At 69.5% G+C, this 18,316-nt stretch carries 18 protein-coding genes; 13 read left to right on the top strand and 5 right to left on the bottom strand.

The genetic code is table 11. The features are described 5' to 3' along the window. Window positions 1-14: 14 nt before the first annotated feature. Entirely contained in the window at window positions 15-170 is a 156-nt protein-coding gene (locus tag NR810_RS32045; RefSeq protein WP_204227196.1) for a hypothetical protein, read from the bottom strand. An 80-nt stretch (window positions 171-250) separates the two neighbouring features. On the opposite strand from NR810_RS32045, the gene NR810_RS32040 reads away from it, so the two are divergent. Further along, on the top strand, window positions 251-1,201 hold the full coding sequence (locus NR810_RS32040; RefSeq protein ID WP_257458227.1) for an ATP-grasp domain-containing protein: 951 nt from the start codon (window positions 251-253) through the stop codon (window positions 1,199-1,201). Here the strand turns inward: NR810_RS32040 and NR810_RS32035 are convergent. Both NR810_RS32035 and NR810_RS32030 read right to left on the bottom strand, forming a co-directional pair. Further along, complete coding sequence (locus tag NR810_RS32035; protein ID WP_257458225.1) at window positions 1,192-1,839, bottom strand: TraR/DksA family transcriptional regulator; 648 nt, start codon at window positions 1,837-1,839, stop codon at window positions 1,192-1,194. The two genes, NR810_RS32040 and NR810_RS32035, sit on opposite strands and share 10 nt — an antisense overlap. Window positions 1,840-1,885: 46 nt before the next feature. Next, window positions 1,886-2,047 carry a hypothetical protein gene (locus NR810_RS32030; protein WP_257458224.1) on the bottom strand — a complete coding sequence of 54 codons (162 nt, stop codon included), beginning with the start codon at window positions 2,045-2,047 and terminating at the stop codon, window positions 1,886-1,888. A 98-nt stretch (window positions 2,048-2,145) separates the two neighbouring features. Here NR810_RS32030 and NR810_RS32025 point away from each other — a divergent pair, with 98 nt between their 5' ends. The 6 genes from NR810_RS32025 to NR810_RS32000 all read left to right on the top strand — a co-directional run bounded on the left by NR810_RS32025 (window position 2,146) and on the right by NR810_RS32000 (window position 8,660). Continuing rightward, window positions 2,146-2,781 (top strand): hypothetical protein, encoded by a 636-nt coding sequence (locus tag NR810_RS32025; RefSeq protein ID WP_257458223.1) that lies wholly within the window; start codon window positions 2,146-2,148, stop codon window positions 2,779-2,781. A gap of 102 nt (window positions 2,782-2,883) precedes the next feature. Next, entirely contained in the window at window positions 2,884-5,046 is a 2,163-nt protein-coding gene (locus tag NR810_RS32020) for a cation:proton antiporter domain-containing protein (RefSeq protein WP_257458222.1), read from the top strand. A gap of 51 nt (window positions 5,047-5,097) precedes the next feature. Continuing rightward, window positions 5,098-7,209: a cation:proton antiporter domain-containing protein gene (locus tag NR810_RS32015; protein ID WP_257458221.1), complete on the top strand. Its 2,112-nt coding sequence runs from the start codon at window positions 5,098-5,100 to the stop codon at window positions 7,207-7,209. 46 nt (window positions 7,210-7,255) lie between these two features. Continuing rightward, window positions 7,256-8,074, top strand: coding sequence for a helix-turn-helix domain-containing protein (locus NR810_RS32010; protein WP_257458219.1), 819 nt, complete (start codon window positions 7,256-7,258; stop codon window positions 8,072-8,074). A 12-nt stretch (window positions 8,075-8,086) separates the two neighbouring features. Further along, a complete protein-coding gene (locus NR810_RS32005) occupies window positions 8,087-8,260 on the top strand; it encodes a hypothetical protein (protein WP_257458218.1) in 174 nt (57 codons plus the stop codon). A 37-nt stretch (window positions 8,261-8,297) separates the two neighbouring features. After that, window positions 8,298-8,660, top strand: a complete 363-nt coding sequence (locus NR810_RS32000) for a hypothetical protein (RefSeq protein WP_257458217.1) — start codon at window positions 8,298-8,300, stop codon at window positions 8,658-8,660. A gap of 90 nt (window positions 8,661-8,750) precedes the next feature. Here NR810_RS32000 and NR810_RS31995 read toward each other — a convergent pair whose 3' ends face one another. Both NR810_RS31995 and NR810_RS31990 read right to left on the bottom strand, forming a co-directional pair. Next, complete coding sequence (locus NR810_RS31995) at window positions 8,751-9,824, bottom strand: MBL fold metallo-hydrolase (RefSeq protein ID WP_257458216.1); 1,074 nt, start codon at window positions 9,822-9,824, stop codon at window positions 8,751-8,753. Further along, the gene (locus NR810_RS31990; RefSeq protein WP_257458215.1) at window positions 9,821-11,062 is read right to left on the bottom strand and encodes a zinc-dependent alcohol dehydrogenase; all 1,242 of its coding nucleotides are present in this window, start codon (window positions 11,060-11,062) and stop codon (window positions 9,821-9,823) included. Before NR810_RS31990 ends, NR810_RS31995 begins: the two co-directional genes overlap by 4 nt. 114 nt (window positions 11,063-11,176) lie before the next feature. Here NR810_RS31990 and ruvB point away from each other — a divergent pair, with 114 nt between their 5' ends. The 6 genes from ruvB (at window position 11,177) to pyrF (ending at window position 18,155) form a co-directional block, all read left to right on the top strand. Next, window positions 11,177-12,214, top strand: a complete 1,038-nt coding sequence (gene ruvB / locus NR810_RS31985) for a Holliday junction branch migration DNA helicase RuvB (RefSeq protein WP_257458214.1) — start codon at window positions 11,177-11,179, stop codon at window positions 12,212-12,214. A gap of 32 nt (window positions 12,215-12,246) precedes the next feature. Continuing rightward, complete coding sequence (locus NR810_RS31980) at window positions 12,247-13,701, top strand: hypothetical protein (protein ID WP_257458290.1); 1,455 nt, start codon at window positions 12,247-12,249, stop codon at window positions 13,699-13,701. 387 nt (window positions 13,702-14,088) lie between these two features. Further along, window positions 14,089-15,018 carry a UDP-3-O-acyl-N-acetylglucosamine deacetylase gene (gene lpxC, locus NR810_RS31975; RefSeq protein WP_257458213.1) on the top strand — a complete coding sequence of 310 codons (930 nt, stop codon included), beginning with the start codon at window positions 14,089-14,091 and terminating at the stop codon, window positions 15,016-15,018. Window positions 15,019-15,077: 59 nt separating this feature from the next. Further along, window positions 15,078-16,157, top strand: a complete 1,080-nt coding sequence (locus NR810_RS31970; protein WP_257458212.1) for a thioredoxin domain-containing protein — start codon at window positions 15,078-15,080, stop codon at window positions 16,155-16,157. A 13-nt stretch (window positions 16,158-16,170) separates the two neighbouring features. Then, the gene (locus NR810_RS31965; protein WP_257458211.1) at window positions 16,171-17,433 is read left to right on the top strand and encodes a DUF4388 domain-containing protein; all 1,263 of its coding nucleotides are present in this window, start codon (window positions 16,171-16,173) and stop codon (window positions 17,431-17,433) included. Further along, window positions 17,430-18,155 (top strand): orotidine-5'-phosphate decarboxylase, encoded by a 726-nt coding sequence (pyrF, locus tag NR810_RS31960; RefSeq protein ID WP_257458210.1) that lies wholly within the window; start codon window positions 17,430-17,432, stop codon window positions 18,153-18,155. Before NR810_RS31965 ends, pyrF begins: the two co-directional genes overlap by 4 nt. Window positions 18,156-18,316 lie beyond the last annotated feature (161 nt).

Below are 18,316 nucleotides of genomic sequence, written 5' to 3'. Positions count from 1 at the left end.
CGCCCGGGGCCCTCCTAGCGGTTGCTGCCTCCTTCCTCGCCCACCGCCATCGTCGTCAGGCGATCGGTGGGCTTCGGCTTGTCGGGCTTGCTCGGTTGCTTGTCGGCGGGCTTCCGGGGTTTCGGCAGCGCGAACTTGATGAACGGCGGACCCTTCCGCGTCTTCGTCACGACATTTCCCTCCGTGGATGTTCATGTTCAGGGTTGCAAGGCCCGGACCACGTGTGGGTCCCATTCGCGGGGGGAGTGCCTTGAGAATCGGCGTCTTTGGCCCGGCGGCGGATGTGCAGTGCAGGGCGGTGGCGCGCGAGGCCGCCGCGCTCGGCGCGGACACGCTCTTCATCGAGCCCGATGCGCTCGACCGGGGTCTGCCGCTGTCGATGCTCGATGGGCAGACGTTCTATCTCGGTGAGCCGGTGGGCGATGTCCGGGGCTTCTACCTCCGCGGCATCCCCGCTCCCTACGCCCCGTCCGTGGAGCGCAATGGGGAGCTCGTCCTCTACGAGGACTGGTTCACCACCTTCATGCACACGCGCGAGCGGGCCTCGTACTACGTGGCGTGGTTGCTCCAGCTCGCCCACCGGGGCGCCACGCTGGTCAACGGCCCTCATGCGGCGAGCGTCATGCAGTACAAGCCCTTCCAGCTCCACGCGCTCAGGAGCCTCGGGGCGCGGGTGCCCCGGACGCTCATCTCGAACGACCCGGCCGCCATCCGCGCCTTCCACGCCGACGTGAAGGACGTCATCTTCAAGCCCATCATGGGCGGGGCCGTCACCCGGGTGCTGGATGACGAGGCGCTCGGGCGGCTCGAGGACGTCACCGCCTCGCCCGTCATCTTCCAGGAGCGCGTCCCGGGCGCCGACCTGCGCGTCATGCTGGTGGGGGAGGAGATCGTCTCGTCCGTGGCCATCGAGACGCCCGAGCAGCACCTCGACTTCCGGGCGGACCCCGTCTACAGCGGGGGCGGGGCCTCCTACCGCGAGGTGCCGCTCCCCGCGCCCATCCAGCGCTTCTGCCGGGAGGCCGCGCGCGCGTGCGGCCTCACCTTCGCCGGCATCGACATCAAGCAGCTCGGGGACGACTGGGTGTTCCTGGAGCTCAACAGCTCGCCCATCTACCTGGATGTCGAGCTGAAGCTCGGACACCCCATCAGCCGTGCCATCGCCCGGCGCGTGGTGGAGGGGGCGAGGGCTCAGAAATAGAGGATGGGAACCTGGGGCTCCGGCGGCTCGTCCGGGACGCCCTCGCGCTTGCGTTGGCAGGCGGCGCAGCACTCCGCCCAGGGCACCAGCTGCAGGCGCTCCAGGAGGATGGGCGTGCCGCAGTCCTCGCACTGGCCGTAGGTGGTGGGGGCCGTGGCCAGCTTCTTCAGCGCCCCCTGCACGCGGGGGAGCAGGACGGGATCCTTCTCCTCGCCCGACTCGGCCGCGTCGCGGAGCTGCTGCTGCTGCTCCTCCTCGAGCGACGTCCACACCCAGTCGGGCGGCTTCTGGCCCGACAGCAGGTAGTGGAGGATGTGGAGCTGGTGCTCGGCCTCGCGGCGCTGGGCCTCGCGGCGCATGCTCACGAGTGCCGGGTTCTCCATCAACGTCGCCAGGCGCTTCTGGACCTCACCGCGCAGCGTGGCGTCCCGGGTGAGGACGTCGATGTAGGCCGAGGGGGTCACTCCCTGGGGCTCGCAGATCTGCTTCAGCACGCGCTCGAAGATCGGTTCGATACCAACGGTCGCGGCGGTGGGAATCCACCCGGTGGACGAGGCCAGCGCATCGAGCGTGGAGAGCACCGTCCGGTGGATGTCGGGCCATGGAGGCGGGGGACCTTCTGGGGAGCCGTTCGTCATGCCTGGAGGTATCTAATCACACGGAAACGGGGTGCACACGCTCGCACTACGGCCGCGAGGGCTGCGCACCGAGTGCCTTGATCCACCAGGACACCACCTGGCAGCCCTCGGGAGGGAACTGGCGGTGGGAGGTGAACGTGGCGCAACCGGAGGCCAGCAGGAGCAGGGGCACGAGCAGGGCCGGGAGCGGGGCACGGAATGAGGGCACGGCCGCCAACGTATCAAGCAGGGGGCGTGCCGCCGCGCTTGAATCCGAGGTGTGTCCCGGGCCAGATACAGGGCGCGGTACCCCAGGAGGCGATGGAAATGTCCGGTGCTTCGCGGTGGTGGGACAGTGCCAGGGAGTGGGTGGGGAAGTTGCCCGTGGGCCTGTCCAACGAGGTGGCAGTGGACGTGGCCCGCAAGCGGCTGCGCCTGTCCCACGGACGGGTGGAGGCCATCACCCGGCGGGTGCTGCGCGACGTGCGTCCGTTGACGGTGGGCGACTGGGCCAGCCTGCCGAAGACCTATGACGTGCGGCTGGCGGTCTCCGGCTGGAAGCTGCGCGTGGAGGTGGCCCTGGAGCGGCTGGAGCTGGTCTCGGGCCGCTACCACCTGACGCTGCTCACCCCGGGCCGGGTGGACCTGGAGGAGTCGAAGATGGCCTCGGCGCTGGTGCAGGGCGTGTTGCGCGTGGGCGGCGGGAAGGCCGCGCTGCGCACCCTGCTCGACCAGGTGATGCCGGAGGGGCTGAGCTGGGACGGACAGCGCTTCCGCGTGTCCGGGCCGCTCCCGAAGGAGGGCGTGGTGGCGGCCCGTCTCTTCGAGGCCTCCTCGCTCCTGATGAACGCCGAGCATGAGCCGGAAGGCGTGTGGCTGTCGGCCGAGGCGTGGCCCGGTCTCGTCGACCTGATGCAGGCCGTTCTCAGCGTGGACCTCCCGCGCAAGCCGCCAGGTACCTGACTCTGAGAAGCCGGTAATTCATGGGCTCTTGGCCCTGGCGGGGTGACACGCTGTGCCAGAAGATGGTAAGTGCGAACTTAACGCTTCGCGGGAGGAGACCCCATGCACGCCGTCTCACACAACGCACTCACCCTGCTAATCGTACAATTCATCGTCATCATCGGGCTTTCCCGGCTGATTGGACGGGGTGCGCGCTGGCTGGGGCAACCGCTGGTCATCGCGGAGGTGCTCGCGGGCATCTTCCTGGGGCCCTCGCTGCTGGGGTGGCTGGCCCCCGAGGCCATGGAGTGGCTGTTCCCGGCCAGCAGCATGTCGGCGCTGAAGATGCTGAGCCAGGTGGGGCTCATCCTCTTCATGTTCCTCATCGGGCTGGAGTTGGACCCGAAGCTGCTCAAGGGCCGGGGACATGCCTCGGTGGTCATCAGCCACACCAGCATCATCGTGCCCTTCGGACTGGGGGCGGGGGCGGCGCTGTGGCTCTACCCGCGCCTGTCCGAGCCCTCGGTGCCCTTCTCCTCCTTCGTGCTCTTCATGGGCGTGGCGATGAGCATCACCGCCTTCCCGGTGCTGGCGCGCATCCTCACCGAGCGGCGGCTGCTGGGCTCCAAGGTGGGGGCCATGACCATCACCTGCGCGGCGGTGGACGACGTGACGGCGTGGTGCCTGCTGGCCTTCGTCGTCTCCATCGTGCGCGCCTCGGACCTGATGCACGCGGGACTCACCACGCTCTTCGCGATGCTCTACATCGCCTTCATGCTGGGCGTGGTGCGGCCCTTCCTGGCCCGGCTGGGCGCGCGCGTGGCCAACAAGGAGGGGCTCAACCAGAACGGTGTCGCCCTGACGCTGATGATGTTGCTGGCCTCCGCGTGGGCCACGGAGCTCATCGGCATCCATGCCCTCTTCGGCGCCTTCATGATGGGCTCCGTCATCCCCAAGGAGGGCGGGCTGGCGCAGGCGCTGGCCGAGAAGCTCGAGGACGTGGCGGTGGTGCTGCTGCTGCCCCTCTTCTTCGCCTTCAGCGGACTGCGGACGGAGATCGGCCTGCTGTCCACCGGCGACCACTGGGTGATGTGCGGCGTCATCATCCTCCTGGCCTGTCTGGGCAAGTTCGGTGGCAGCGCGGTGGCCGCGCGGCTCACCGGCATGCGCTGGCGTGAGGCGGGGGCGCTCGGCATCCTGATGAACACCCGCGGGTTGATGGAGCTCATCGTGCTCAACATCGGCCTGGACCTGGGCGTCATCTCTCCCACGCTCTTCACCATGATGGTGGTGATGGCGCTGGTGACGACGTTCATGACGACGCCGCTGCTGCGGTGGATCTACCCCCCCGAGGAGATGGCCCGGGACCAGGTGTCGTTCACCCCCGAGGCCCCGCTGGCGGAGGCGCCCCCCTTCACCGTGCTGATGTGCGTCTCCCACGAGCAGGCCGGAGCCGGCATGGTCACCCTGGGGCGTGCGCTCCTCGGTACGCCCTCGCCATCCTCCCAGCTCTACGCGCTGCACCTCATCCGCCCCACGGAGCGCGCCTCCTTCCACCTGCGGCATGATCCGGAGAAGGCCAGCGGCAACACCCTGGCGCCCCTGCTGGGACGCGCGAGCACGCTGGGTCTGGAGGTGAGGCCGCTGTCGTTCGTGTCGGCCGAGCCGGGGCTGGACATCTGCCGCACGGCCGAGGCCAAGCAGGCCAGCCTCATCCTGCTGGGCTGGCACAAGCCGCTCTTCAGCCGCACGATGCTGGGCGGCACCGTGCACGAGGTGATGCAGGAGGCGGGCACGGACGTGGCGGTGCTGGTGGACCGGGGCCTGGAGAACGTGCGCCGGGTGCTGGTGCCCTTCATCGGCAGCCCGCATGACCGGGCGGCCCTGGGGCTGGCCCGGCGCCTGCTGCAGCACTCCGCCGCCGAGGTGACGGTGCTGCACGTCACCCAGTCCGAGGGCACGCGCGAGCACACGAGTACCCGCCCCCTGGTCGAGGAGCTCTTCCCGGGGGGCTCCGGGCGGGTGCACTTCAAGGTGGTGGCGCACGACTCGCCCGAGGACGCGGCGTTGGAGGAGTGCCGGCACGGGTATGACCTGGTGGTGGCGGGTGTGGGCGCGGAGTGGGGCCTGGAGGATCAGCTCTTCGGCTTGCGCGGCGAGCGGCTCCTCCGGGAAGCTCCCACCTCGTTGCTCATCGTGCGACACTCGGCCGCCGCCCCCGCCGCGGAGGCCACTTCCAGGACGGAGGCGGTCCCCTCGCTGTCCGCGGGCAACGCCGCCTCCTGAGGCCTCGGGTCGGGTGGGGCGTGAATTCCCGCGCTTCACGGAGGCAGACCGATGGCAGACCTCGCGCACAACCCGCTCAGCCTGCTCCTCGTTCAGCTCGTGGTCATCATCGGCCTGTCCCGGCTGATCGGGCGGGGAGCGCGCTGGCTGGGGCAGCCGCTGGTCATCGCCGAGGTGCTCGCGGGCATCCTCCTGGGACCCTCGCTGCTGGGGTGGGTGGCCCCGGGAACGATGGAGTGGCTGTTCCCGGCCAGCAGCCTGCCGGTGCTGAAGATGCTGAGCCAGTTGGGGCTCATCCTCTTCATGTTCCTCATCGGGCTGGAGCTGGATCCGCGGGTGCTCCGAGGCCAGGGCCGCGCCTCGATCGTCATCAGCTACACCAGCCTCCTGGTGCCCCTGCTGCTCGGGGCGCTAATGGCGTGGTGGCTCTACCCGCGCCTGTCCGAGCCCTCCGTGCCGCGCCCCTTCTTCGTGCTCTTCCTGGGGGTGGCCCTGAGCATGACCGCCTTCGCGGTGCTGGCGCGAATCCTCTCGGAGCGAGGCCTGCTGCGCTCCAAGGTGGGGCTCCTGGCCCTCACCTGCGCGGCGGTGGATGACGTGACGGCGTGGTGCCTGCTGGCCTTCGTCGTGTCCGGGGTGCGTGCCTCGGGGCTGGAGCAGGCGGTGTCCACCACGCTCCTCGTGCTGCTCTACATTGGCCTCATGCTGGGCGTGGTGCGGCCCTTCCTTCAGCGGTTGGGCGCGCGTGTGGCGAGCAGGGAGGGCCTCAACCAGAACGTGGTGGTCCTCATTCTGCTGCTGCTGCTGGCGTCCACGTGGGCGACCGAATACATCGGCATCCATTCCTTCTTCGGCGCCTTCCTCTTCGGGGTCATCGTCCCCAAGGAGGGTGGACTGGCCGAGGCGCTGGTGGAGCGGTTGGAGGACGTGGTGGGCGTGCTGCTGCTGCCCGTCTTCTTCGTCTACAGCGGCCTGCGCACCCACCTGGAGTTGTTGGGGAGCGCCTCGGACTGGGCCCTGTGCGGTCTCATCCTCCTGGTGGCCTGCGTGGGCAAGTTCGGCGGCAGCGCGGTGTCCGCGCGGCTCACCGGCATGCGCTGGCGCGAGGCGGGGGCGCTCGGCATCCTGATGAACGTGCGCGGGTTGATGGGACTCATCGTCCTCAACCTCGGCCTGGACCTGGGGCTCATCTCTCCCAAGCTCTTCACCATGCTGGTGGTGATGGCCCTGGTGACCGCCCTCATCGCCTCGCCGTTGCTGCGCTGGGTGTATCCGCCCGGGGAACAAGCGCGGGACCGGGTGCCGCTCGCCCCCGTGAGTCCCCAGGTGGCTCCCGCGCCCTTCACCGTGCTGATGTGCGTGGGCCGGGGACAGGTGGGCAGCGCGATGGTGGCCCTGGGGTATGCCCTCACCGGTCCCCTCGCCGAGCCCTCCCAACTCTACGCCCTGCACCTCGTGGCCCCCAGCGATCGCTCCTCCTTGCAACCCCGGCGGGAAGAGGACACGTCAGGAGATGCCCTGGCCCCGCTGCTGGGACGCGCGAGCACGCTGGGCCTGGAGGTGAGGCCGCTGTCGTTCGTGTCCACCGAGCCAGGGCTGGACATCTGCCGCACGGCCGAGGCCAAGCAGGCCAGCCTCATCCTGCTGGGCTGGCACGAGCCGCTCTTCGGCCGCACGATGCTGGGCGGCACCGTGCGCGAGGTGATGCGGGAAGCGGGCACGGACGTGGCGGTGCTGGTGGACCGGGGCCTGGAGAACGTGCGCCGGGTGCTGGTGCCCTTCATCGGCGGCCGGGAGGACCGGGCGGCGCTGGGGCTCGCCCGGCGTCTGCTGCGCTCCACGGACGCACAGGTGACGGTGTTGCACGTCACGCCTTCCGCGGGTCCCCGCGAGCACACGCTGGAGGAGCCCGGGCGCGTGCACACCCGGGTGGTGGCGCACGACTCGCCCGAGGACGCGATCCTGGAGGAAGCACGCCGGGGGTATGACCTCGTGGTGGTGGGAGTGGAGGCCGAGCACCACGAGCGCCTCATCCGCGAGGCTTCCACGTCACTCTTGTTGGTTCACCCACACCGTCCGGCCAGCGCAGGTGAGACCGCCGATGTCGCCGATGACAAACCCGACGCGGCCCCGGCGCTCCCGGCCGACGGCCCCTTCTCCTGAGTTACTGTCACCCACCCCTACGGAACGGAAGCGAGACACCGACGTCATGCACCTGGGAGCGACCATCCGACTGCTGCGTGTGGACGCGGGGCTGAGCCTGCGCGACCTCGCCCGTCGTATCGGCGTGTCCAGCGCCTACCTCAGCCGCGTGGAGAACGGGCTGGACGCCGCCCCCACACCGGAGCGGCTCGCCGCCATCGCCCGCGAGCTGGGCGTGCCCCCCACGCTCCTCGTGGACGTGGCGCACCGGGTGAGCCCCTTCGTGGCCCACTACCTGGAGCAGGTGCCCGGCGCCGGCATGCTCTTCCTGGAGATGGCGCGCCGGGGCCTCTCGGGCCCGCAGCTCGCCCGGGTGCGCGAGTTCCTCGACGCGGAGTTTCCCATGCGTGCCGCCGCGAGCGAGGCCCCGGTGCCGGCGCTGGCCCCGCTGCTGGCGCCGGAGCGGATGGTGTTGCGCCTCACCTGCGCCGCGCTCGAGGACGCGCTGGATGTGGCCGCGGGACGGCTGGTGGGGTCCTGCCCCGGCATGAGTGCCCCCGGGCTGGTGGCGGAGCTGAAGCGGCGCGAGGCGGAGGCCTCCAGCATGGTGGGCAACGGCGTGGCGGTGCCCCACGCCATCGTCGAGCATGCCGCGCCGGTGGCCGCCTTGGTGACGTTGGCCAAGCCCCTCAAGGCCGAGACACCGGATGGTCTGCCCCTGCGGCTGCTGGTGGTGCTCGTGGGCGGAGAGCGCGGGCGTGCGCACCTGGTTCGGCTGGCGCATGTGGCACGGCTGGCCAGTCATGGTCTGGCCGAGCGGCTCGCCGACGAGGAGCAGCCCCAACAATTGCTTACCCTGCTCACGGAGCTGGAAGCCCTGAGATGAGGAGGTGCGGTCATGATGAAGACGAGCCAGGTGCTGGTGGGGACGCTCTCCTGGGTGCCCCCTCATGTGCTCGCGCTGTCCGGAGCTCGCTGGCGGTTGCTCGCGCTCGGCGCGGGGGGCGGGCTCATGGTGGGCCTGATCGCGTTGGGTCTCTGGCTCATCCGCCTCGCCCTCAAGACACGGTAGAACGCCATCTGCGATGGATTCGACGAGGACGGGTGCGATGACGATGTCTCTCTGGCGCTGGCCGTTGGCTTTCGTGGTGGCGGGTCTTCTCTCCGGGTGCGGTCTGCCGGAGGACGAGGGGCTCTCGGAACCCGTGGGCTCCACGGAGCAGGCGCTCACCAATACCTGCCACAGCCTCTCCCAGCGCTACTCGGTCCAATGCGCTACGGTCCCCGTGTACAGCTCGGCCACGAGCACCACCGCGATCGATACGATCTACTGTGGCGGGGCCAATATCAGCGTGCGCCTGTTGCAGGCGTGTCCCTCGAACGAGCGCTTCTACGTCGAGTACTCCCGGTTGTCTGGCCCGTACAAGCCGGGCTGGATCCACCGGAGCTTCATCGTGGCCGTGAACTACTGAGCGGCACGGTTCCTCGGTTCGTGGTTCAACTCGAGGGGCTCGACACCCTCACCCCGTCCCTCTCCCAGAGGGAGAGGGGTTGAGGTGAACTCAAGCTGCCCGGCGCGCGGCGGTGGTGGGCCGGATGTCCCCGTGATTCGGCGCGGGCAGGGTGATCGTCGGCGACAGGCCCGGTGCCACCAGTCCGCTCGTCAGCAGCGATGACGGATGGAAGTTCACGAACGCCCCCTCCACTCGCGACGGGCCCGCGAAGATCTTCTCCACGATCATCGACGAGTACTGCTCCAGCGAGCTCTCCCGGGTGTTGCCGTTGAGCACCACCTCCAGGCCCATCTGCTCGGCGTAGGCGCGCACTCCCGGAATCCTCGACTGCAGCGGCGTGTAGCTCTCCGAGGCCACGCCGTTCTCGCTCACCACGAACACCTCCTTGTCCGAGGCCACCGCGAGCGACATGTTCCCCATCGTGTGTCCCGGCGTCGACAGGATGGCCGCGCCCCGCCCCAGCCACACGTCCCCGTCCAGCAGCACCACCCGCTCCTCCGGCACTCCGTCCGTCCCGCCCGGCACGTACCAGACCTTCTCCAGCGGATGCAGGTTCTTCACCGACTCCCACTCGGTCCGCTGCACCAGCAGCTTCGCCCTCGGGAAGTACGCCGGCTCTCCGTCTCCGCCCAGCCACCGCCGCACGTCCTGCACGTGCAGGTGATCGAACGCGATGTAGTCCACGTCCTGCGGATGCAGCCCCAGCGCCGCCAGGTGGCTCTGCACCGTGCCCAGCCGCCGCGTCATCACCTTGTCCGACAGGAAGTTGCCGTACTTCTCTCGCAACGACGCGTAGAAGGGGGCCGCCTGTCCGCGCTCGTAGTCGCTCGGATTGAAGAGCAGGGTGCGCGTCACCCCTTCCTCCTGGAACTGCACCACCTGCATCCGGTTCGTCATCATCACGTAGGGCGCCGGTGACAGCGCCCCTCCGCTGAAGGCGAACAGCGAGGGGTAGGGGAACGTGACGAGATCGCATGTGGCCACCGCCGCCACCGGGCCCGCGGCCGTGAACACGTCGCGCGCCTCCTGTGCCGCACGGCGGAGCTTCTGCAGCCGCACGCCGGACACCGGCTCGGCACGGGCCTCTTTGAGGAAGGGCAGGGGACGGAAGGGGGCGTTCATGGGTTCACCGTGAGGTCGAAGACGGTCTTCACCGACTGGTACTGGCCACGCGCCAGGTTGGCCTCGATGGCCTCCTGGTAACGCGCGAGCGGAAAGGTATGTGTCACGAGCACGCTCGGGTCCGGGCCCTCCCGGCGGGCGAGCAGCTCCAACACCAGGTCGAACGTGTGCTTGCGCTCGCCCCGGACGCTCTCCGGGCCGTACACGAAGGAGCCGAGCAGCGTCAGCTCGTTGCGCCACACCGTCGTCCAGTCCACCTGCTCCAGGATGCCCGCCGCTCCCACCAGCACCACCTTCCCCAGCGAGCGCGTGTATCTCAACGAGTCCTGCACCGAGGCCGCGCTGCCGATGCAGTCGAACGTCACCTCGAAGCCGCCCATGAGCGCGGGCGGGCCGAGGATCGGGCGGTACACCTTCGCGCCCGTGCGCCGCGCCACCTCCTCGGCCTCGGCGGTGTCGTCCCGCATCACCCGGAAGGCCTCGTCCGCCCCGAGCTGCTTCGCCAGCCGCAGCTGGTACTCCTCGGCCGCCAGCAGCGTCACGTGGCAGCGGTGGCCCAGCGCGCGAAGGGCCCAGAGGCATGCGAAGGCCACCGGTCCTCCTCCAATCACCAACACCCGATCCCCGTCCTTCAGCGGCACCTTCAGCACCGCGTGCAGGCCCACCGCGAGCGGCTCCACCAGCACGCCCGCCTTGTCGCCCACCGCTTCCGGCAGCGGGTGGAGCTGCGAGGGGTGCGCCACCATCTCCGTCCCCATTCCCCCGGGCAGGTCCTTCTGGAAGCCGAGCATCTGCCCCGGTGCGAGGCAGCCCTCGGCGCTGTGCTCGCAGCCGTTCTCCTGGCCGGCCGCGCACGGCGGGCAGGGCGGCTGGATGCCTCGCAGGCGGCAGGGCAGCAGCGGGTTCACCACGACCTTCTGTCCCACCTCCACGCCGCGCGCCTGGGGCCCCAGCTCCGTCACCTCGGCGAGCACCTCGTGGCCCAGCACCGCTGGAAAACTGTTGAAGGGCTCCATCTGGGGGCTCATCTTGAAGAAGATCGTCCCCATGTCCGAACCGCACAGGCCCGCCAGCAGTGGACGCAGCCGCACCCAGTCCGGGCCGGGCAGAGTGGGGGAGGGCAGCTCACGCAGGGAGAGACAGCTTCCACGCCCGTAGTGCACCTTCGGGTACATTCCTCCAATCCCCTTGGCGAGGACGTACTTGGGGATGGAGAGTGCGAAGACGAGTCCCTTCACGGGGGCAAGCTCCCTGGGCAGGCGGCCTGACGGCGGGGGACGCGGAGTCTAGCCCGCGAGAGGACCCGCGACACAGGGTCCGTTCTGGTAGGGTGACGGCAGAGGGTTGACTGTATGGCGAAGGCGAAGCGGAAGTCCGACGACACACTCTCAGGAGAGGCGCTCAACGACGAGGTCCGCGTCGAGGCCTCGCTGCGTCCGCGCACCTTCGACGAGTACGTGGGTCAGGGCGCCGTCGTCGAGAAGCTCAGGGTGTACGTGCAGGCGGCCAGGAGCCGCGGCGAGGCGCTCGACCACTGCCTCTTCTCCGGCCCCCCGGGTCTGGGCAAGACGTCCCTCGCCTACCTCATGGCCACCGAGCTGGGCGTGGGCATCCACGTCACCAGCGGCCCCGCCCTCGAGCGCAAGGGCGACCTGGCCGGCCTCCTCACCAACCTCAACGAGCGCGACATCCTCTTCATCGACGAGGTCCACCGCCTCAACGCCGCCATCGAGGAGTACCTCTACCCGGCCATGGAGGACTTCCGGCTGGACATCACCATCGACACCGGCCCCGCCGCCCGGGCGATGAAGATCGACCTGCCGCCCTTCACCCTCATCGGCGCCACCACCCGCACCGGCCTCCTCACCTCGCCGCTGCGCGACCGCTTCCAGATTCAGGAGCGGCTCGAGTACTACGAGCCCAAGCACCTGGAGATGATCCTCAACCGCTCGGCGCGCATCCTCGGCGTCAAGCTGGACCGTGGAGGCGCGAAGGAGATCTCCACCCGCGCCCGCGGCACCCCGCGTATCGCCAACCGGCTGCTGCGCCGGTTGCGCGACTTCGCCGAGGTGGAGGGTGATGGCACCATCACCGAGGAGCTGGCCTCCCAGTCGCTCACCCGGCTCGGGGTGGATCCCTCCGGCCTGGACGCGATGGACCGGAAGATCCTCCTCACCATCCTCGACAAGTTCGGCGGGGGCCCGGTGGGCGTGGAGACCATCGCCGCCAGCGTGGGTGAGCAGCGCGATACCATCGAGGACGTGTACGAGCCGTACCTCCTGCAGGAAGGCTTCCTCCAGCGCACGCCGCGGGGCCGAGTGGCCACGCACCGGGCGTACGCCTATTTCAACAAGAAGGCGCCCACCACGGCGCAGGGGTCCCTCTGGTGAGCACCACCGCGACCGCCGTCCAGCCGCCTCCCATGTCCCGCGTTCCCCGTGACTTCTACGCGGAGCTCGTCCGCACTTCTCAGGGCAACCGCGCCGGCTTCCTCGCCGATCGCGAGCGCTGGCTGCGCGTGCTGCCCGTGGAGGCCCGCGAGGAGCTCCTCTTCGAGTTCGAGATGCTCCTGCGCGCCGTGGAGCGCTACGTCCACCTCCACGACAACGGCGTCATCGATCCCCAGGATCAGCCGCTCGTCACCCGCGACTTCCGCGAGGAGCTCAAGGACGTCCGCGCCACCCTCAGCCAGGCCATCCGCCTGGCGCGGCACCTGCTCGATCCGGACTCCACCCAGAAGCTCCAGTTCCGCCGCTACGTGGAGACGCAGCTGTCCGACGACAAGACGCGCCGCTCGCGCATCGAGGGCGAGCTGGATCAGGAGACGCCCCAGGAGGGCCTCTTCGTCCTGCGCCAGTCCTTCGAGTCGCTGCGCAACCTCATCGACCACCTGCTGCAGCTGCCGGTGTGCGGGCTGAACCTCTTCAACGACGTGGGCAACCTCGTCCTGAGGGAGATCGTCCTCAACCGCTACTTCCGGCCCTTCCGCCTCAACGAGTTCCGCCTGGAGTACGACCGGCTGCGCTCCATCCGCCTGCTGACGCTGCTCGCCACGGTGCCGGCGGAGACGCGGCCCCTCTTCACCATCGCCTACCTGGGCCTGTTCCGCCTGCTGCACTACCTGGCCTACGTGAGCCAGGACGCCCAGGGCCCCATTCCGCGCCGCGTGCGCGTGGTGCTCGCCCTGGTGCGCAGCGAGGCGCTCAGCCTGGTGGGCTACCTGAAGAACGAGCTCGCCCCCAAGGCCGGCCCCAAGCCCCTCCAGGCCGCGTGCCTGCGCGTGGCGCGCGACATCGCCCGCGAGACGGAGCGCATCGCCCGCGACATCCTCGTGGAGCTGGACCGGGACCGCGCCGCCGCCGCCCGCGCCTCCTACGCCTTCACCCAGCTCTTCCAGGCCCAGGTGGTGGCCCTCACCGAGGCGCTCGCCCCCGGCTCCGCCCACGGCGAGGCCCCCTTCGAGCAGCTCGTCTCCTCCATGGAGTCCGCCGAGCGGCTGCGCAAGGACCTCTGGGTCTTCTCCCAGCTGTGCCGCGCCGCCGAGGGCCACCTGCGCAACGACGACGTGGTCGCCGCCGAGGCCACCATCTCCAGCATCGTGGCCTTCCTCGGCTACTTCCAGGACGGCAGCTACCAGCTGCTGCGCTACGTGGACTACGAGGCCTTCGATCGCTTCAGCGCGCTCCTCACCGAGCTGCCCTGGCCGCCCGAGGGCCCCGCCATCCGCACCCGCCTCATCGAGGACCTGCGCGGCTTCTCCCTGGTGCTGGAGAACACCTTCGCGGCGGTGAGCCGGCGCGCCCAGCTGCGCGGCTTCACCTTCGACCGGGCCGAGGCCGAGTTGCTTCGAGACCGTTTCCTCGCCGCCACCCGGTGACGGGGTTGTCGCAGACACGTCACTGTAAAGTTTCCACACGCCCCGATTTCACCCGCCGAGCGTTTGATTCCGGGCATCCGCTTGCGCTATCTGGGGGCCGTCTTGACGCGTCATGGCGACTCCCTGCGTGTGGAAGTTCTGACACAATTGTCACGGTGACGAGGTAGGTACACAGTGAGTCGAGGGGGTAGTGGAGGTTGGAGAGCCCGGCCTCCCCTGCGAGCGGATGTAAAAAGCCAGTGAATCTCACGGTTTGGGAATTCCGGAGGCCCTCGCGGGGCTCCATCCCAGGGGTGGATTCAGTGGCGTGTGGCTTGCAACGATACGCGGCGCGTCAGATGGGCAGTGAACAGTGAAGCACCCGCATCGAAGAGGCGACACCGAACCATGGCTTCCAACCCGTACAACCAGCGCACCCTGTCCCAGCCCGTCCATTGCCAGGGGGTGGGGCTTCACTCTGGCGCGCCGGTGAACCTCTCGTTGCTGCCCGCGCCGGTGAACCACGGCATCATCTTCGTGCGCACGGACACACCGCGCCCTGTCTCTATTCCCGCGCTGACGGAGTACGTAGTGGACACCTCCCTGGCCACCACCCTGGGCAGGGAAGGGGTGAAGGTGAGCACGGTGGAGCACCTCATGGCGGCGCTGGCCGGCATGGGCCTGGACAACGTGCGCGTGGAGCTGGACGGCCCCGAGGTGCCCATCATGGATGGCAGCGCCGCGCCCTTCGCCTCCCTCATCGCCGAGGCAGGCGTGCGCGAGCAGGAGGAGCCCCGCCGCCTGCTGGTCATCAAGAAGCAGGTCTCCGTGGTGGACGGTGACAAGGAGGCCAGCCTGTCTCCCTCCAACCGCTTCCGCATCTCCTGCTCCATCGACTTCAAGCACCCGCTCATCACCGAGCAGGCCTTCGACCTGGAGTTCTCCGACCGGTGCTTCGCCCGGGAGATCTCCCGCGCGCGCACCTTCGGCTTCCTCCGGGACGTGGAGATGCTCAAGAAGATGGGCCTGGCGCGCGGCGGCTCGCTGGACAACGCCATCGTCGTGGACGAGTTCTCCATCCTCAACCCGGACGGCCTGCGCTTCCCCGACGAGTTCGTGCGCCACAAGATCCTGGACGCCATCGGGGACATCTCCCTGTTCGGCCGCCCGGTGGTCGGCCATCTCAAGGCCTTCAAGACGGGGCACGCGCTCAACCAGAAGCTGGTCAAGGCCGTCCTCGCCGATCCCAGCAGCTACGAGATCGTCCCGGCCCGCAAGCACCTGGAGTTACCGGAGCTGCGCCTGCCGGAGCTCGGCCTCGAGCCGATGGTGGCCTGAGCCCGGCCCGAGAAATTTCTTTGCGGGTCCGGGGTTTTCTCGACTAAGGACCCCTATCCATGCTCATGCGCTCTACTTCCACCATTCTGGCCGCGTTGCTGGCGGCTTCCCTCTTCTCCGGTTGCAACAAGGAGAAGTCCCCGGCGACCGCCGCCCCGGCGACCACCACCTCGGCGGAGCCCTCTCCGGACACCGTCGTGGCCACCTACGGTGACGGCCAGAAGGTCACCTTTGGCGAGCTCAACGAGCGCGTCAAGGAGCCGCTGGCCAACCTGGAGAAGCAGAAGTACCAGCTGCGCAAGCAGGGTCTGGAGGGCTTCGTGGTGGAGAAGCTCGTGCAGGCCGAGGCCAAGAAGCGGGGCGTGAGCGAGGATGAGCTCATGAAGGCGGAGATCGACGGGAAGATCCCGCAGCCGCCCGAGGAGGAGATCAAGAAGCTGTACGAAGAGGCCAAGGAGCGGCTGCCCCCGGGCACCACCTATGAGCAGGTGAAGCCGCAGATCGTCGACTTCCTCAACGGCTCCAAGCGCCAGGAGCGCGCGCGCACCTACTTCGACGAGCTGAAGAAGGCCAACAACGTGCAGATCACCCTGCCCGAGCCGCCCAAGCCCCCGGTCGAGCGCAAGGAAGTGGCCGCCACCGGTCCGTCGCGCGGCCCCGAGAACGCGCCCATCACCATCGTGGAGTTCAGCGACTTCCAGTGCCCGTTCTGCAGCCGCGCCATCAAGACGGTGGACGAGGTGCTCGCGGCGTACCCCAACCAGGTGCGGCTGGTGTTCCGCCAGTTCCCGCTGGACTTCCACAAGCAGGCGCCCAAGGCCGCCGAGGCCTCGCTGTGCGCCAATGACCAGGGCAAGTTCTGGGAGTACCACGACACGCTCTTCGCCAATCAGCAGGCGCTCGAGGTGCCCCAGCTCAAGGAGCACGCCAAGAAGGTGGGCCTGGACTCCGCGAAGTTCGACAAGTGCCTGGACTCCGGCGAGAAGGCGTCGATCGTGAACGCCGACCTGGAGGCCGGCAAGAAGGTGGGCGTCAACGGCACCCCGGCCTTCTTCATCAACGGCGTCCTCCTCTCCGGCGCTCAGCCCATCGAGGAGTTCAAGAGCATCATCGACGCCGAGCTGAAGGCGAAGAAGTAAGGAGCCTCTCCGCGTGGCGATACGCCCCAAGGCCACGCCTCGCCTGGGATTGAGCGGTGAGCCGACGACGCTCGAGTTGGAGCGTCCTCTCGCCGCCAGCCTCTCCCCCGGCCGTCCCCTCGCGGCGCACTTCCATGCGCCCGAGGGGATGGTGCTGTTGCGGGAGCCCGCCTCCCTCTCCGGCTTCTTCGCGGGCAGCCTGAGCTCACTGGCCGTGGAGGAGGTGCTCGGCCACGTGCTGTCGGGCATCCGCAGCGGCCAGCTCATCCTCCAGCACGGCATGGTGCAGCGCACCGTCACCTTCCGCGACGGCCAGCCCATCTTCGCCGTCTCCAGCGTCCACCATGAGCGGCTCGGCGCCGTGGTGGTGCAGCTGGGCCTCGTCACCCCCGAGCAGCTCCACCAGGCCCTGGGCAAGGTGACGCCCACCCTGCGCATCGGCGCGGTGCTCACCCGCGAGGGCTTCCTCTCCGAGGCCAACCTCTACAGCGCCATGACGTACCTGGTGCGCGAGGTGCTGCTCAACCTCTTCGAGATGGCCGAGGGCAGCTTCCTCTTCCTCGAGGGGCGTCCGCCCGAGGGCGACTCGGTGAAGCTCCAGGAGCGCACCAAGGATCTCGTCCTCCAGGGGATGAAGCGCGGCGAGGTGGTGGCGCGGCTGCGCAAGCACTTCCCGGACGACATGCCCGTGTCGGTTGGCCCCGAGGCTCCGCCCCCCGGTGAGGAGGCCCTCTTCGCCAGGGCCGCCTCCGGCACCACGCTGGGCGCCCTGCGCTCGCTCTGGGAGGGCAGCCTCTTCTCCTTCCTCACCTGGGTGGAGGAGCGCTCGCGCGACGGTGCGCTCCTCCTCCAGCAGAAGCCCAACGCGCCTCTCATTCCCCGGCGGGTCTCCGGCACCTTCATGGCGGTGCCTCCTCCTCCGGTGGCGCCCCTCAGCCCCGAGGAGCGCTTCAACGTATTGCTCGCGCAGATCCACACCGCCATCCGCCTGGCGGGCGCCAACCCGGATCTGCTGCGCGGCTTCCTCGAGTCGCCCACGCCCGGGTTGGAGACGGCCTATGAGGGCGTCGAGCTCGGCCCGGATGGCCGGGTGGACGTGGCCCGCCTGCGCCAGAACGTCTCCAGTGGCGACGAGGCGCTGGCGCGCGCCATGACGCTCGAGGCGCTCGACGCCTTCGTCTCCTACGCGCTCTTCTCCGCGCGCAACGTGCTGCCGGGCGAGATGTCCGAGCGGCTCTACCGCAGCTACAGGGATCTCCAGGAGGGACTCGCTTGACGGACACCTCACAGGCGCGGGCCCGGCTCGCGCTCGCCGCGGATCTGCCGCTGGAAGACGGTCTGCGCCTCTACCAGCAGGTGGCTCCCCACGTGGCCTACGCGAAGGTGGGCCTCTCGCTCTTCGTCGAGCACGGCCCGGCCGCCGTGGCCGCCTTCCTGAAGCTGGGCGCCAAGGTGTTCCTCGATCTGAAGCTGCACGACATCCCCAACACCGTGGAGCTGGCGGCCGCGCGTGCCGGGGCGCTCGGCGCCTCCCTGCTGACCGTGCACGCCGCCGGGGGCGAGGCCATGCTCAAGGCCGCCGTGAAGGGCGCCCGCGAGGGGGCCCGCTCCAAGGGCCATGAGGCCCCCCGGGTGCTCGCGGTGACGGTGCTCACCTCCATGTCCGCCGAGGATGTGAGCTCGGTGGGGCTCTCCGGCGCCCCCGAGGAGGCGGCGCTGCGGCTGGCCCGGCTGGCCGTGCGCGCGGGGGTGGACGGGCTGGTGTGCTCGCCCCGCGAGGCAGAGGCCTTCCGCCGCGAGCTCGGCCCCTCTCCCTTCCTCTGCACCCCGGGCATCCGCCCCGCGGGCGCGGCGAAGGGGGACCAGAGCCGCGCCGAGACGCCGGCCTTCGCGGTGCGCGCGGGTGCGGATCTCCTCGTGGTGGGCCGTCCCATCCACACCGCGGCCGAGCCCCTGTCCGCCGCACGCGCGATCGCCGAGGAAGTTTCCGCCGCCTGACACAGGAGCGCGCACTGGGGTCGGGGGGGCCTAGCCGCCCCCACACCCCATCTCCAGCTTGTGCCCCCAAGGCCGTTGTTGGGAGGTTACATGGGCGCAAGGCGGGTATGGGTTTGGGCGCTGGTCGTGGTGTGCACTGCGTGCAGCGGCGCGAAACAGGC

Origin of the sequence: Archangium lipolyticum (assembly GCF_024623785.1) — a bacterium.
Lineage (GTDB): Bacteria > Myxococcota > Myxococcia > Myxococcales > Myxococcaceae > Archangium > Archangium lipolyticum.
Note: the sequence above shows the minus strand (reverse complement) of the source record. Positions and strands in the feature narration are given on the sequence as shown.